This window comes from Herbaspirillum sp. DW155, assembly GCF_037076565.1.
Lineage (GTDB): Bacteria > Pseudomonadota > Gammaproteobacteria > Burkholderiales > Burkholderiaceae_D > Herbaspirillum.
In genome coordinates, this window is record NZ_AP029028.1 from 3964076 (window position 1) to 3978781 (window position 14706).

12 protein-coding genes are annotated in these 14706 nt (G+C 64.7%); 7 read left to right on the forward strand and 5 right to left on the reverse strand.

All coding sequences use genetic code 11. From position 1 onward, the window contains the following. The first annotated feature begins 38 nt into the window (after window positions 1-38). Both AACH55_RS18000 and AACH55_RS18005 read left to right on the forward strand, forming a co-directional pair. Window positions 39-353 (forward strand): NnrS family protein, encoded by a 315-nt coding sequence (locus tag AACH55_RS18000; protein WP_338720342.1) that lies wholly within the window; start codon window positions 39-41, stop codon window positions 351-353. Window positions 354-604: 251 nt separating this feature from the next. After that, window positions 605-2332, forward strand: a complete 1728-nt coding sequence (locus AACH55_RS18005) for a methyl-accepting chemotaxis protein (protein WP_338716033.1) — start codon at window positions 605-607, stop codon at window positions 2330-2332. A gap of 54 nt (window positions 2333-2386) precedes the next feature. On the opposite strand, the gene egtB is transcribed toward AACH55_RS18005, so the two are convergent. Then, complete coding sequence (gene egtB, locus AACH55_RS18010) at window positions 2387-3733, reverse strand: ergothioneine biosynthesis protein EgtB (protein WP_338716034.1); 1347 nt, start codon at window positions 3731-3733, stop codon at window positions 2387-2389. Window positions 3734-3798: 65 nt separating this feature from the next. Beyond that, window positions 3799-4773, reverse strand: a complete 975-nt coding sequence (egtD, locus tag AACH55_RS18015; RefSeq protein WP_338716035.1) for an L-histidine N(alpha)-methyltransferase — start codon at window positions 4771-4773, stop codon at window positions 3799-3801. 311 nt (window positions 4774-5084) lie between these two features. Between egtD and AACH55_RS18020 the strand changes: the two genes are divergently transcribed. Both AACH55_RS18020 and AACH55_RS18025 read left to right on the forward strand, forming a co-directional pair. Next, a complete protein-coding gene (locus AACH55_RS18020; protein ID WP_338716036.1) occupies window positions 5085-6926 on the forward strand; it encodes an ABC transporter transmembrane domain-containing protein in 1842 nt (613 codons plus the stop codon). Between the two features lie 88 nt (window positions 6927-7014). Next, on the forward strand, window positions 7015-8133 hold the full coding sequence (locus AACH55_RS18025; RefSeq protein ID WP_338716037.1) for an NADH:flavin oxidoreductase/NADH oxidase: 1119 nt from the start codon (window positions 7015-7017) through the stop codon (window positions 8131-8133). A gap of 205 nt (window positions 8134-8338) precedes the next feature. Here AACH55_RS18025 and AACH55_RS18030 read toward each other — a convergent pair whose 3' ends face one another. Continuing rightward, window positions 8339-8980 carry a DedA family protein gene (locus AACH55_RS18030; RefSeq protein WP_338716038.1) on the reverse strand — a complete coding sequence of 214 codons (642 nt, stop codon included), beginning with the start codon at window positions 8978-8980 and terminating at the stop codon, window positions 8339-8341. A gap of 249 nt (window positions 8981-9229) precedes the next feature. On the opposite strand from AACH55_RS18030, the gene AACH55_RS18035 reads away from it, so the two are divergent. The 3 genes from AACH55_RS18035 to AACH55_RS18045 all read left to right on the forward strand — a co-directional run bounded on the left by AACH55_RS18035 (window position 9230) and on the right by AACH55_RS18045 (window position 11832). Then, window positions 9230-9541, forward strand: coding sequence for a hypothetical protein (locus AACH55_RS18035; protein WP_338716039.1), 312 nt, complete (start codon window positions 9230-9232; stop codon window positions 9539-9541). A gap of 192 nt (window positions 9542-9733) precedes the next feature. Next, window positions 9734-10705, forward strand: coding sequence for a thymidylate synthase (locus AACH55_RS18040; RefSeq protein WP_338716040.1), 972 nt, complete (start codon window positions 9734-9736; stop codon window positions 10703-10705). A 65-nt stretch (window positions 10706-10770) separates the two neighbouring features. After that, the gene (locus tag AACH55_RS18045) at window positions 10771-11832 is read left to right on the forward strand and encodes a nitronate monooxygenase (RefSeq protein ID WP_338716041.1); all 1062 of its coding nucleotides are present in this window, start codon (window positions 10771-10773) and stop codon (window positions 11830-11832) included. Window positions 11833-11845: 13 nt separating this feature from the next. On the opposite strand, the gene AACH55_RS18050 is transcribed toward AACH55_RS18045, so the two are convergent. Together AACH55_RS18050 and AACH55_RS18055 are read right to left on the reverse strand one after the other, a co-directional pair. Next, on the reverse strand, window positions 11846-13324 hold the full coding sequence (locus tag AACH55_RS18050; RefSeq protein WP_338716042.1) for an efflux transporter outer membrane subunit: 1479 nt from the start codon (window positions 13322-13324) through the stop codon (window positions 11846-11848). Between the two features lie 91 nt (window positions 13325-13415). Further along, window positions 13416-14636 (reverse strand): efflux RND transporter periplasmic adaptor subunit, encoded by a 1221-nt coding sequence (locus AACH55_RS18055; RefSeq protein ID WP_338716043.1) that lies wholly within the window; start codon window positions 14634-14636, stop codon window positions 13416-13418. Window positions 14637-14706 lie beyond the last annotated feature (70 nt).

Here is a 14706-nt window from a genome sequence, read left to right on the forward strand (position 1 = left end):
GTCGTCACATCCGCCCTCGCCATGAGCGGGGCACTCTGCTGGCCGCTCTGGCCAGACTGTGGCTGGCATTGCTGGCCGGTATCCACGCCTTGACTGCCGGCGCAATGGGTACGCTGGTCCTGGGCGTCATGACCCGCGTATCGCTGGGCCATACCAGCCCTGCCTTGCAGGCCGATCGCCACACCACGGCCATCTACATCGCGATCAGCGCGGCGGCCGTCTGTCGCATCGCCGCCACGTTGATCAGCAGCAATGCCTGGTGGCTGTGGCTGTCGGCCTTGTGCTGGAGTCTGGCCTTCCTGTTCTTCGTGTGGCGTTACGCGCCGCTGCTGGTGCGGCCGCGCCTGCGCTGACGAAACCCTCCTGAACTGCCTCGCCGCCGCCCCCCGGGTGCGGTAGAGGCAGGCGCGCAGGTGCAGACCCCGCAAGCTCTTCCGTAGCCATTGTCGCGTTTCCTCCCGCCACAATTTACTTGCAGGGAATGCTCGCGTTCCACGTAACTGGCTTATGATTGTTTTTCTGGTCGTCACACCAGTTCAAGCCCACGCTCGACTACGGCCGCTCAGACAAGCAAGCCGCATCCATATTTTTCGGGGGGAAAATCATGCGCTTCAACAATCTCAACATTTCCGTACGACTCGCCATCGCATTCTCGGTGCTGATCGCCGTGATCGCTGCCATCGTCAGCCTGGGCCTGGCTCGCCTGGCCGACATCAACAAATCGCTGGAACTGGTGGTCAATGACCGCTACAAGAAGATCGCCATCATCAATACGGTCTCCGGCAAGGTGGATGACATTGCCATTGCCCTGCGCAACCAGTTGCTCATGACCGATCCGGCACAGATTGCCAATGAGCAAAAGACCATTGAAAAACTGTCAGCGGAAAACACCAAGCTCTACGAAGAGCTGGGCAGCCTGATCGTCAACTCCGAGGCGCGCGCCAAGTTCGACAATGTGACCGAGACCCGCAAGAGCTACTCCGCCCTGCGCAAGGAAATCGACAAGCTGGCCACCTCCGGCCAGAAGGACGCGGCCATCAAGCTGATGCTGGAAAAGATGGTGCCGCTGCAAAAGATCTACTTCGCCCAGCTCGACGAACTCTCCGACACCCAACAAAAACTGATGGACAAGTCGGTCTCCGATGCCGAAGCCACCTACGACACCACGCGCACCATCATGCTGGTCTCGGGCGTGCTCGCGGCGCTGTTTGCGGCCTTCATCGCCTGGACCATCGCACGCAGCATCACCCGACCGCTCAGCCGTGCCGTCGAAGTTGCCGAAACGGTGGCGGCCGGCGACCTCACTGCCGTCATCCAAGTGCAATCCACCGATGAAACCGGCCGTCTGCTGCAGGCGCTGGCGGCGATGAACCAGAAGCTCAAGGCCATCGTGCTGGAAGTGCGGCGTGGTACCGACTCCATGGTCACTGCCTCGACCCAGATCGCCACCGGCAACCTGGACCTGTCCTCACGCACCGAGGAGCAGGCCAGTGCGCTCGAAGAAACCGCTTCCTCGCTGGAACAGCTGACCTCCAGCGTCAAGCAGAACGCCGACCACACCCGCAAGTCCAGCGAACTGGCCGGCAATGCCACCAACGTGGCCAACCAGGGCGGCCAGGCGGTCAAGCAGGTGGTGCAGACCATGGGGGCGATCAATGACTCCTCGCGCAAGATCGTGGACATCATCTCGGTCATCGACGGCATCGCCTTCCAGACCAACATCCTGGCCTTGAATGCCGCAGTGGAAGCGGCGCGTGCGGGCGAGCAGGGACGCGGCTTCGCAGTGGTGGCCTCCGAAGTGCGCGGCCTGGCCCAGCGCTCGGCCACCGCGGCCAAGGAGATCAAGGAACTCATCAACGATTCGGTGGAACAGGTCACGGCGGGTACCGAGCTGGTCGCACAGGCGGGCAGCACCATGGACGAGGTGGTCAACAGCATCGAACAGGTCAGCCACATCGTCGGTGAAATCTCGTCGGCCACGCGCGAGCAGAGCGATGGCATCGAGCAGGTCAATCAGGCCATCATGCAGATGGACAACACCACCCAGCAGAATGCCGCCCTGGTTGAAGAAGCTGCAGCGGCCGCGCAGGCCTTGCAGGATCAGGCCCAGCGTCTGCTGGAACTGGTGAGCGTATTCCGTCTGGATGAGTCGGGTGCGCAAATCACGCCGGTCTTGCGCACCGTACAGGCAGCGCCCCCGCCGGCCACCTTGGCCGCCAAGCCTGCCGCCGCCAAGCCAGCGGCCGTGCGGGTGGCGACGGCGGTGCCCGCACCGCGCGCCCTGCCGGCAGCCAGCAAGGAAGGCAAACCAGAAGAGTGGGAGACCTTCTGAGCGGCAGTCGCGCAGCCTGCCGCCCCCGGCAGCTCCGGGCGGGGTAACGAAAACTCAGCCCTGGCGGGCCAGGCGGATGCCGCTGACCTGCCAGCGCGCAGTGGCCGGGAAGAAGTTGCGATAGGTCAACCGTGCGTGGTTCAGCGGCGTGGCCGACGATGATCCGCGCAACACATACTGGTTGACCATGAATTTGCCATTGTATTCACCTACCGCACCGGGTGCGGCAGCGAAGCCGGGGTAAGGCGCATAGCTGCTGCTGGTCCACTGCCAGGCCACGCCAAAAAATTCACGTCCGCCTCCTTGCAGGCGTGCGGCGGCATGTTCCCACTCGGCCTCGGTCAACAGGCGCGCGCCGGCCCAGCGGGCATAGGCATCGGCCTCGTAATACGAAAGATGCACCGCCGCGCGGTGCGGCTGCAGCGGCTGTACGCCGTACTCCGTGAATTCACACCACTGGCCATCGGCGCGCCGCCAGTACAGGGGATGTGCCAGCCCTTGCTGCTTGTTCCATTCCCAGCCTTCCGAGAGCCATAAACTGGCATCGTCGTAACCACCGGCCTCGACGAAGGCCAGGTATTCCGCATTGTTCACCAGGCGCGATGCGCACTGGTAGGCTTCAACGAACTGGCGATGGCGCGGCGTCTCGTTGTCGAAGCAGAAGCCGCTGCCGGCATGGCCGATCTCCACCACACCGGCGGCGATGTGATGCCACTGCAAGGCCAGCTCGGCCGGTCCCTCCAGCCGCAGGTGCAAGGGCAAAGGCTGGTAGGCCGGTTGCAGCGGGTTCAGCGAGAGCAGAATCTTGATGTCGGTCAGCATCAGCTCCTGGTGCTGCTGCTCATGCTGCATACCCAGTTCCAGCAAGTTCAGGAATCCGGCCAGTTGAGGATGTGCACTGCCAGCCTGCCCGGCCGGTGCATCGGACTCCGATTCCAGCGCATCAATCAGCAGCAGCATGCGCCCATCGACCTGCTCGCGATAGGCCAGTACCTCTTCCAGGGAGGGACGCGTGAGCAAGCCGCGCTGCGCACGCGGAAACTTCTCTCCCACGCCTTCGTAATAGGAATTGAAGAGCACGCGGAACTGCGGATGGAACGGCGCGAAGCCGCTCTCGAAACGCTCCAGCAAAAAGGTCTCGAAGAACCACGTGGTATGCGCCAGATGCCACTTGATGGGACTCGCATCAGGCATGGCCTGCACGCAGCAATCCTCGGCCGAGAGGGGTTCGGCGATCAGTAGTGATTGACGGCGCAGGCGCCGGTAGCGGTCGCCCAGGCGCTCGCGCGGACGTTGGTGGATCTGCTGGACGGCAGCATCGATGACGGCATCGATGGTGGCCGCCGTCGCGGCCGGGTCCTGCTGTGCCGCAGGGTCTTGGGTGATGACGACGGGAGGCATCCGGTCTCCTGCAAGAATCAATGGATCATGAAATCAGCATCGGCCAGCGCATGCAGGAAGCAGCACTAGCGCGCCTGTGCATGGCAGACCGCGAACCAGCGTCGCTCGTCGAACCACATGCGGCAGCGCCCGAAACCGGCCTGCTCCAACAAGCCCAGGATGTCCTGCTCGCTGAACTTGTGGCTGTATTCGGTATGGATGCGCTCGCCCTGATGGAAGGTACGGCGAGCGCCCGGCCAGCGCACGATCAGGTCGCGGCGCGCTTCCAGATGCATCTCGATGCGCTGCTGGCGGGCGTTGTAGAAGGCCACGTGGCGCCAGTCGCGGGCGTTGAAGTCTGCGCCGGTCAGGGCGTTGACGTGGTTGAGCACGTTCAGGTTGAAGGCTGCCGTCACCCCGATGGCATCGTCGTAGGCCGCCTCCAGCACGCGCGCATCCTTGACCAGATCGAGGCCGATCAGGATGGCGCCGTCACCGCCCTGCGGCGGCAGGGCCGCCCGCAGGCGGCGCAGGAAAGCCAGCGCCTGCCCCGGATCGAAGTTGCCCAACGACGAGCCCGGATAGAAGAACAGGCGGCCCTGCGCATCCACGCTCTCAGGCAGTTCCAGTGTGGCCGAAAAATCCATCGCCAGCGGCAGCATCGGCAACTGCGGGAAGCGCTTCTGCAAGCCCGCCACCGACTGGTGCAGGAAATCGGTGGAGATATCCACCGGCACATACTGGCGCGGCTGCAAGGCCTCGAACAGCGCGGCCGCCTTGGCACAGTTGCCCGCGCCCAGGTCGATCAGCGTACAGCCCTGGCCGACGGCGGCGGCGATGGCCTGCTGATGTGCTGCAAAGATGGCGGCTTCGGTGCGGGTGGGGTAGTACTCGGGCAAGGCGCAGATGGCCTCGAAGAGCTTGCTGCCCAGCGGATCATAGAAATACTTGGGGGGAATGACGGCCTCGGCAGCGGCCAGTCCGGCCAGCAGCTCGGCATGGGCCGGATGGTCTTCTTGCGAACTCTCCCATGGGGAGGGGATCAGTGCGGGTTGGGCCAAGCGACTCTCCTTGCCAGTAACGGGGTTGGGATGATGCTGATGCCTGCTGCGCTGCTCCGGTCACGTCGACGGTGCGTGAATCCGCATACTCTAGCAGCGTGAAGCAGGCAAGCAATGGCTGACGAACAACATCGCCTCACCGCGCAAGCTGCGCGATGTTTGCGCGGACTGTCTATACTGATGCCTCTTCCGACTAAGGCAGCCCCCGGTGGTTCAACGCGGCAACAAGATTTTCCCGGCGCCATCCGGCGCCTCTGGCCGTGCGGCAACATGCACGGCCGGGTTCGCCCGGCCGCCTCAACAGTTCATCCATGTCCATGTCCTCCACGACTTCTCCTCTCACCGATTCCCTTCCTGCTGACGCCACGCCCGCGCCGGATTCGCCCACCGCCCGCAAATCGGCGCTGGCGGCACTGCGCGGGCTGGCGCCCTTCCTCGCGCCCTACAAGAAGCAATTCCTGCTGGCCGGGCTGGCCCTGCTGGTGGCAGCGGGCGCCACGCTGGCCGTGCCGTATGCCTTCAAGCAGATGATCGACCTCGGCTTTGGCGCGGCCGGCAGCAAGAGCGCCAGCCACATCAACCTGTATTTTCTGGCGCTGTTTGGCGTGGCCTGCGTGCTGGGAGTGGCCACGGCAGCGCGCTTCTACATGGTGTCCTGGCTGGGCGAACGGGTCACGGCCGACCTGCGCAGCGCGGTCTATGCGCACGTGGTGACGCAAAGCACCGAATTCTTCGAGACCACCAAGACCGGCGAAGTGCTCTCGCGCCTGACCACCGACACCACGCTCATCCAGACCCTGGTCGGCACCAGCATCTCCATGGCGCTGCGCAATGCGCTGCTGTTTCTGGGCGGCATGAGCATGCTCTTCATTACGAGCGCAAAGCTGACGTCCATCATCATCGTCATGCTGGCGGCGGTGGTGCTGCCCATCGTGTTTTACGGGCGCCGCGTACGCAAGCTCTCGCGCGCCTCGCAGGACCGCGTGGCCGATGCTGCCGCCATGGCCGGTGAAATCCTCAATGCCATGCCCACCGTGCAAGCTTTCACGCATGAAGAGATCGAGGCACGCCGCTTCGGCGAATCGGTCGAGCGCGCTTTCCAGACCGCCATGGACCGCATCCGCGCGCGCTCGCTGCTGACCGTGGTGGCGATCCTGCTGGTGTTCGGCGCCATCGTCTTCGTGCTGTGGCTGGGTGCGCATGCGGTCATGCAGGGCAGCATGAGCGCTGGCGAACTGGGCCAGTTCATCCTCTATGCCTCGCTGGTGGCAGGTTCCCTGGGCGCACTGTCGGAGGTGATGGGCGACACGCAGCGTGCTGCCGGCGCCACCGAACGGCTGCTCGATCTGCTGGCGGCGCAGTCGCCGGTGCAATCCGTGCTGCTGCCGGAAAAACTGCCGCCGCGTACCGCCAACGGCGCCGCGCTGCAGATCGAGGGGCTCGACTTCCACTACCCTTCGCGCCCCGGCAGTGCCTCGCTGTCGGGCTTCTCGCTGGACGTGCGGGCTGGCGAGACGGTGGCCGTGGTGGGTCCCTCGGGCGCCGGCAAGACCACGCTGTTCCAGCTGCTGCTGCGCTTCTACGATCCGCAGCAGGGCAGCATCCGCCTCGATGGCGTGGACATCCGCTACCTGACCTTGCAGGACCTGCGCAATGCGATCGGCATCGTGCCGCAGGACACCGTGATCTTCTCGGCCAATGCCATGGAAAACATCCGCTTCGGCCGCCCCGGCGCGAGCGACGCGGAAGTGATCGCGGCCGCCCAGATGGCCGCTGCGCATGAATTCATCGAACGCCTGCCAGAGGGCTATCAATGCTTCCTGGGCGAGCGCGGCGTGCGCCTGTCCGGTGGCCAGCGCCAGCGCATCGCCATTGCGCGCGCACTGTTGAAGAATCCGCCGCTGCTGTTGCTGGACGAAGCCACCAGCGCTCTCGATGCCGAATCCGAACGACTCGTGCAAAGCGCGCTGGAAGCGGCCATGGTAGGACGTACCACGCTGGTCATCGCGCACCGCCTGGCTACCGTGCAGCGTGCCGATCGCATCATCGTGCTGGAACACGGCCGTATCGTCGAAACCGGCACCCATGCCGAACTGGTGGCGCGCGATGGCCTCTACGCCAGTCTGGCGGCATTGCAGTTCGAGACGCAATAGAAGACGCCCGCCGACGCGCTTTGCGGAAATCCCCTAGACTGCGCATCTCGGCATCGTCCTGATGCCATGACACGACAGGAGTTCTTGCATGAGCAGTCACTTGTTTTCGCCGCTGACCCTGCGCGGCGTGACTCTGCCCAACCGCATTGCCGTCTCGCCGATGTGCCAGTATTCGGCCGAGGATGGATTTGCCAACGACTGGCACCTGGTTCACCTGGGCAGCCGCGCCGTGGGCGGGGCCGGTCTGGTGATCGCAGAAGCCACGGCCGTGGTACCGGAAGGTCGCATCAGCAGCGCCGACCTGGGCATCTGGGAGGATGAGCACATCGCCCCTCTGCGCCGCATCACCCGCTTCATCGAACAGCAAGGCGCCGTGCCCGGCATCCAGCTGGCACACGCCGGCCGCAAGGCCAGCGTGCTGCGCCCCTGGGATGGCCCGGCCGCCAGCGTGCCGGTGGCCGAGGGTGGCTGGCTGCCGCAAGCCCCTTCCGCCCTGGCCTTCGATACCACCTTTACCGAACCGCACGCCCTGACGGCAGCCGAGATCGCGGCGCTGGTGCAGGCGTTTGCACAGGCGGCGCAACGCGCGCTGGCGGCCGGCTTCAAGGTGATCGAATTGCACGGCGCGCACGGCTACCTGGGTCACCAGTTCCTCTCGCCGCTGAGCAATCGCCGCACCGACCAGTACGGCGGCAGTTTCGAGAACCGCATCCGCTTCCTGCTGGAAATGGTGCAAGCGACCCGCGCCGTGTGGCCCGCCGAACTGCCCCTGCTGGTCCGCCTGTCGGCCACCGACTGGAGCGAGGGCGGCTGGAGTCCCGATGACACGGTGGCCCTCTCGGCCCGCCTGCGTGAGCTGGGCGTGGATCTGGTGGATGTGTCTAGCGGCGGCAACCTGCCCTCGGCGGCCATTCCGGTCGGTCCCGGTTATCAGACCGGCTTCGCCGCGCGCGTCAAAGCCGAGGCCGGCATCGCCACCGGTACGGTCGGCATGATCACCGAGGCCGTCCAGGCCGAGCATGTGCTGCGCACCGGTCAGGCCGATCTGGTACTGCTGGCGCGCGAACTGCTGCGCGATCCCTACTGGCCTCTGCACGCCGCGCAGCAATTGCGCGAAGACGTGGCCTGGCCGCCGCAATACGTGCGCGCTGCATCCAGCAAGACGCCATTGCGGCCGGAAGTACGCTATGGCCTGAAAGCGCAATGAAGCTGCGCTCGGCTTACCGTTCGGACTGAGTAGCCGCCGCAGGCGGCGTATCGAAGACGCACCTGCGCCACCGCTGTCACGCCTTCGATACCATCCTGACGGATCTAGTCAGGACGGACGGCATGCGATACACGGTGCAAGAAAAATGCCGATCAGCTTTTACGCTGATCGGCATTTTTTCTTGCCTTGAACTTGGGCCGGTCAATCAGCCCGGACGACGCCGTTGGCGCAAGTACTCGATGATCCCCGGCAGGATCGACAAGACCACGATAGCCAGGATCAGCAGGCTCAGGTTCTGCTTGACGATGGGCAGGTTGCCGAAGAAGTAGCCGGCATAGCCGAAACTGGTCACCCAGGCGATGCCGCCGATGACGTTGTAGAGGAAGAAGCGCGTATAGGTCATCGCGCCCACGCCCGCCACGAAAGGTGCGAAGGTGCGCACGATGGGCGCGAAGCGGGCAATGATGATGGCCTTGCCGCCGTGCTTTTCGAAGAAGGCATGGGTCTTCTCCAGATATTCCTTCTTGAAGATGCGCGAATCGGGCTTGTCGAAGACCTTGACGCCCAGCATCTTGCCGATCTGGTAGTTGGTGCTGTCCCCCAGGATGGCCGCCACGGTCAGGGTCAGCAGCATGAGGTGGATGTCGTATGCGCCGGTTGCGGCCAGCGCACCGGTGACGAACAGCAGCGAGTCGCCCGGCAGGATGGGCGTGACCACCAGGCCGGTTTCGCAGAAGATGATCAGGAACAGGATCAGGAACAGCCAGGGACCATAAGACACGGCCAGTTCGGCCAGGTGGCGGTCGATGTGGACGATGAAATCCACCAGGAACAGAAGAATATCCATGAGGCCTGCAGGAAAGGAAAAGTGGGCATTGTACCAATATCCCGCACCGCCTCCCGCAAAAACACTGCCGCGGCTTTCAGGCGCACGCCAGGATTGCAAATATCGCCCTCACACCGTCTTACCTTTCTTTACCGCCCTCGCCCCGCAAGTTGTGGAACGGCAATCCGATACCTGAAACAAGCGGTCGTGCTGCGGCCGCGATGACAGCTTTGTTCCCCTTGTGCATTTCCCGGACCCATGGAGCCGATCATGAAAACCAAACTGCTGACCTTGCTGGACAAGACCCTGGATGCGCTACCCATGACCGGTGCGGCCATCGGCTTGACGCTGCTGGCATGCATTTTCTCGGGTGTGCTGCGCGACATCCTGCTGCGCGCCGACCTCGACATGCTGGCCGCCGCCGTGGCGATCCTGCCGCTGACGACCGTCTTGCTGGCCTTCGGCTGGGCCATGCGCGACAAGCCGCGCAAGCCACGTCAATCGCGCTGGCAGCGCCAGCAGGAGCTGGAGCGCCGCAAGGCCCTGCTGCGAGCCACCTATGATCTGGATGAGCGCCGCTGACCGGACCGCACCCACTGGTGCGATCCAGCGGAGGACGGGCGCGGCACCGTAATGCACGGCGTCCTGTCCTCCTCCCGCATCACCGCTTGGCCTTGCTGCGATGGCAGACACGTGTGCCATCCGGATGTTCGGACTGTCGATAGGCTACAATCCCCCATCTTCCGGCCGCCCGGCCAGCCTCCGAACATTGCAATGAAACAATACCAAGACCTCATCCAGGACGTCCTCGAGAATGGCTCCTGGCAAGACAACCGCACCGGCATCCGTACGCTCAGCATTCCCGGCGCGATGATGCGCTTCGACCTGCAGAAGGGTTTTCCGGCGGTGACCACCAAGCGCCTGGCCTTCAAATCGGTCATCGGCGAATTGTGTGGCTTCCTGCGCGCCACGCGCAGCGCTGCGGACTTCCGCGCCCTGGGCTGCAAGGTCTGGGACCAGAACGCCAACGAAAACGCCGACTGGCTGGCCAATCCCTTCCGCACCGGCACCGATGACCTGGGTCCGGTGTACGGCGTGCAATGGCGCCAGTGGCCGGCCTACAAGCTCATCGACGCCACGCACACCGCGCAGATCGACGCTGCCCGTGCCAAGGGCTTTGCCGTGGTCTCCTCGCTGCAAGACAACGGCGTGGAAAAGGTCTTGCTCTACAAGGCCGTGGACCAGCTGCGTGAATGCCTGGACACCATCGTCAAGAATCCCGGCAGCCGCCGCATTCTCTTTCACGGCTGGAACTGCGCGGTCCTCGACGAGATCGCCCTGCCCGCCTGCCATCTCCTGTACCAGTTCCTGCCCAACCAGAGCACCGGCGAAATCTCGCTCTGCCTGTACGTGCGCAGCAACGACATCGGCCTGGGCACGCCCTTCAATCTGGCCGAAGGCGCCGCGCTGCTGCACCTGGTGGCGCGCCTGACCGGCTACAAGCCGCGCTGGTTCAGCTACTTCGTGGGCGATGCGCACATCTACGAAAACCATATCGATATGGTCAAGCAACAATTGACCCGTGCGCCCTACCCGCTGCCGCAACTGGCCATCGCCGAGCGCGTGCCGGAGTTTGCAAAGACCGGCGAGTACGCGCCGCAATGGCTGGAACTGATCGAGCCGTCCGACTTCTCGCTGGTGAACTACCAGCACCACGCACCGCTGACCGCCCCCATGGCGGTCTGATCCACACCGGCACGCCGGTACCCGGTACCCGCTACCCGCTACCGGCCCGTACTGAGGGAGTCCGCATGTCCACTGCGCTGCTGCAACGACTGGGCCTGGCCCACCCCATCATCCAGGCTCCCATGGCGGGCAGCTCCACCGTGGCGATGGCGGCGGCGGCCTCCAATGCCGGCGCGCTGGGCTCGCTGGCACTGGGGGCTTCCTCGGTGGCGCAGGCGCGCGAAGCGCTGGCGCAATTGCATGCGCTGACGGACAAACCCTTCAACGTCAACTTCTTCTGCCATCAGCCAGCGCGACTCGATGCCGAGCGCGACGCGGCCTGGATCAGGCATCTGCAAGGCCACCTGGACGAATTCGGCGGCAGCATCAGCCTGCCCTTGAAAGAGATCTACCAGAGCTTCATCGTCGATACCGGCATGCAGCAACTGATGCTGGAGCAGCCACCGGCGGTGGTGAGCTTCCATTTCGGCCTGCCCGACGCGACGGTGATCCGGGCACTGAAAAACGCGGGCGTATTCCTGATGGCCACTGCCACCAATCTGGACGAGGCAAGCCAGATCGAAGCCGCCGGACTGGATGCCATCGTGGCGCAAGGCATCGAAGCCGGCGGCCATCGCGGCATCTTCGATGAACAGCATGATGAAGAAATCGGCACCTTCGCCCTGGTGCGCCTGCTGGCCACGCAGTGCCGGCTGCCAGTGATCGCCGCTGGCGGCATCATGGACGGCGCCGGCATTGCTGCGGCCCTGCAACTGGGCGCACAGGCGGTGCAGCTGGGCACGGCCTTCCTGCTCACGCGCGAATCGGCAGCCAATGCCGCCTATAGAAATTTGCTCAAGAGTTCACGTGCCCGCCACACGCGCGTGACGGCAGCCATCTCGGGCCGCCGTGCAAGGGGCATCGTCAACCGGTTCATGGAAGAAATCGACATATCGCCTGGAACCCGCATTCCTGCGTACCCAGCCGCCTACGACGCCGGCAAGCAATTGCATGCCATGGCCACGGCCAGGGACGTGCACGAGTTCGGCGCCCACTGGGCAGGCCAGGGCGCGCCGCTCATCCGCGATGGCTATACGGTGGCCGAACTGGTGCAGTTGCTGGTACAGGAGTGGCAGGCGCAAGCCTGAGCCGGCGCCCTCTTCAGGACACGGTGGCAGTGGCCGTGCCGGTATCGCCGGGCACCTGCTTGTCCTGCCAGCCGCCGCCCAGCGCCTTGTAGAGCGAGACGGTCGCCTGCAGGCGCTGCAGCTTGATCTGGCCCAGCTGGTTCTGCGCTTCGGAGAGGGTGCGCTGGGTATCAAGCACCACCAGCAGATCCTCGGCCCCGGCGCGATAACGGATCTCGGCCAGTTCAAAGGCGAAGCGTGCCTGGTCCACTTCGCCGACCTTCAGGCGATAGCGTTCTTCCAGGCTGCGGATGGCGCCCAGGGCCTTTTCCACTTCCGACAGCGAGGTAATGACGCGCTGGCGATACACCTGCACCAGCTCTTCCTTCTGCGCCTCGGCCAGGGCCTGCTGGTTGCGCAGGGTGCCGCCGTCGAAGATCGGTGCGATCAGGCTGGCCCCGAGACTGGCAAACAGGTTGGGCCCATCGAAGAGCGACAGCAAGGCGCTGCTCTGCGCACCGGTCGCGCCCGTCAGCGAAATGCTGGGGAAGAGCGCAGCCCGCGCCACCGCGACATTGGCATTGGCCGCAGCCAGATTGGCTTCGGCGCGGCGGATGTCGGGGCGGCGGGTCAGCAGTTCCGAGGGCAGGCCGGCCGAGATGCGCGGCATCTGGATTCTGGCCAGGCCTTTTTCCTCGACCTTGAAATTCTGCGGCGGACGGCCCAGCAGGATCGCCAGCGCCGTCTGCGCATCCTGCTCCTGCTGCTGCAGGTCGGGGATCAGCTGGCGCTGGTTGGCCAGGGCCGAGCGCTGGCGTGCCAGGTCCAGCGGCGAGGCCGAACCGGCACGGCTCTGCGCTTCCACCAGGCGCAGCACGCGCTCGGCATTGCTGACGTTCTGGCGCGCGATCTCCAACCGGTCACGCAAGGACAGCACCTGCAGATAGGTGGAAACGATGCCGCTGGTGACCGTCAGGGCCACCGTCTCGCGGTCATAGCGATTGGCACGCAGGGTGGCTTCGGCCGCCTCGACACCCGCGCGGTTCTTGCCCCAGAAATCGATCTCGTAGCTGACCTGCAGGCTGGCATTGGCGGTATTGGTGGGCGTGCCGCCGGAGATGGGCATTTCACGCGTGGCACCCGCGGTCAGGCCGACGTTGGGCAACAGCGGTGCGCCGGCGATAAGGGCTTGCGCTTCGGCCTGCTTGACGCGCGAATAGGCGGCGGCGATCTCGTAATTGTTGCGCTGGCCCTCCTGCACCAGCTCGGACAATTCACTGCTGCCAAACTGCTTCCACCAGTCGGTGTCGGGCCACAGCTGCTCGCCACGCGCGGCATCGGCCGCGACGCCAGCGCCCCATTTGTCGGGCACCTGCATTTCGAGAATGGGATCGGTCTGCACCGGCCGGGTGACGCAGCCACCGATGGCCAGGAGCAAAGCGACGGCCATCGCCACGCGCGTGATGCGGGGCAAGGGAAAAGAAGTCTTCAACGGTGAACGACGCTGTGTCATGGCCTTGAACATCGAAATACGCAAACAGGAAAACCGGGCAGCCCGGCGCAGCCGCTACTGTACCTCAAGCCTGCCGCCGCCTACTTGCCGCCTACTTGCCGCTTCCTCCAGCCGGCGCATCGCCACTGGAGGGAACGGGCGGGTTGGCCGGCAGCAGCACCTGCTCGCCTTCCTTCAGGCCCGACAGCACCTGGGCGCGTTCGCCATCGCGGATGCCGATCTTGATCTTGCGGGTCTCCAGCGTGCCATCAGCTGCCACCACCTTGACGGTCTGGGTGCCATCCATACCGGGCTTGGTCACCAGCGCACGCGGAATGGTCGGCACATGTTCGGCCCGGGCCAGCACGAAATACACGTCGGCGCTCATGCCGCTCATCAGTTCGCGGCTGGGATTGGCCACATCAAAAAGCACTGTGTAGTACGCCTTCTTGCCCTGGCGTCCGGAGTCATCGGTAGGCAGCAGCATGATCTGGCGCAGCTTGCCGCTCCAGCGCTTGCCGGGATAGCCGGGCGTGGTGAAATACGCGGTCATGCCCTTCTGCAGGCGCGTGACGTCTTCTTCCGACACAGGCACCTGCACCGTCATGCGCGACAGATCGGCGATGCGCATGAGCACTTCCTGATTGGCGCTGACCATCTGGCCGGGACGCGCATTGAGGGTGACGATGGTGCCCCCGGCCGGAGCCTCGATGCGGGTCTGCTTCTGCAGGGCATCGTCTTCACGGATCGCCGCCTCGGTCTGCTGGATCTGGGCGTTGGTGGCGTCTACGCGGGAGGCCGCTGCCACCATGTTCATACGGCTGGATTCGTAGGATTCTTCGCGGGTGGCGTTCTCGGCCTTCAGCTGGGTCTGGCGCTGGAACTGCAACTGGGCAAAGTCGAGCTGGGCATTCTGTCCGGCCAGCTCGGCCTTCAGGCGCGCCAGGGTGGCGCGGTTGCTCTCGACGCGGCTGCTCTGCACGGCCGGTGCCACGGTCGCCAGCAGGCGCCCGGCCTTGACCGTTTCACCGATGACCACATCCACATCCGAGATCTGGCCGGCCACCTTGGAGCCCACGTCCACATAATCCTGCGCCACCACGTTGCCGGTGGCATTGACGACCTGTTCCAGGTCGGCGCGCTCTACCGTGACCGTCTCCAGCTTGACCGGAATCGGCTTGGCCGGTGCCGGCGGCGGCGACTGGCGTGCATACAGCGCATAGCCGCCGCCCAGCAGCAGGACCAGCGCGGCCCCACTCCACCACGCTTTCTGCCGGGCAGGCGCGTGGGTGGTGGGAACGATGTGCGGAAGTGGGTCGTGCGGCTCGGTCATGATGGCTTGCGGCAAACGGAAAGGATGATCCCAGACAATGATGACGGCCGAATGTCTGCGGCCGTCCCGG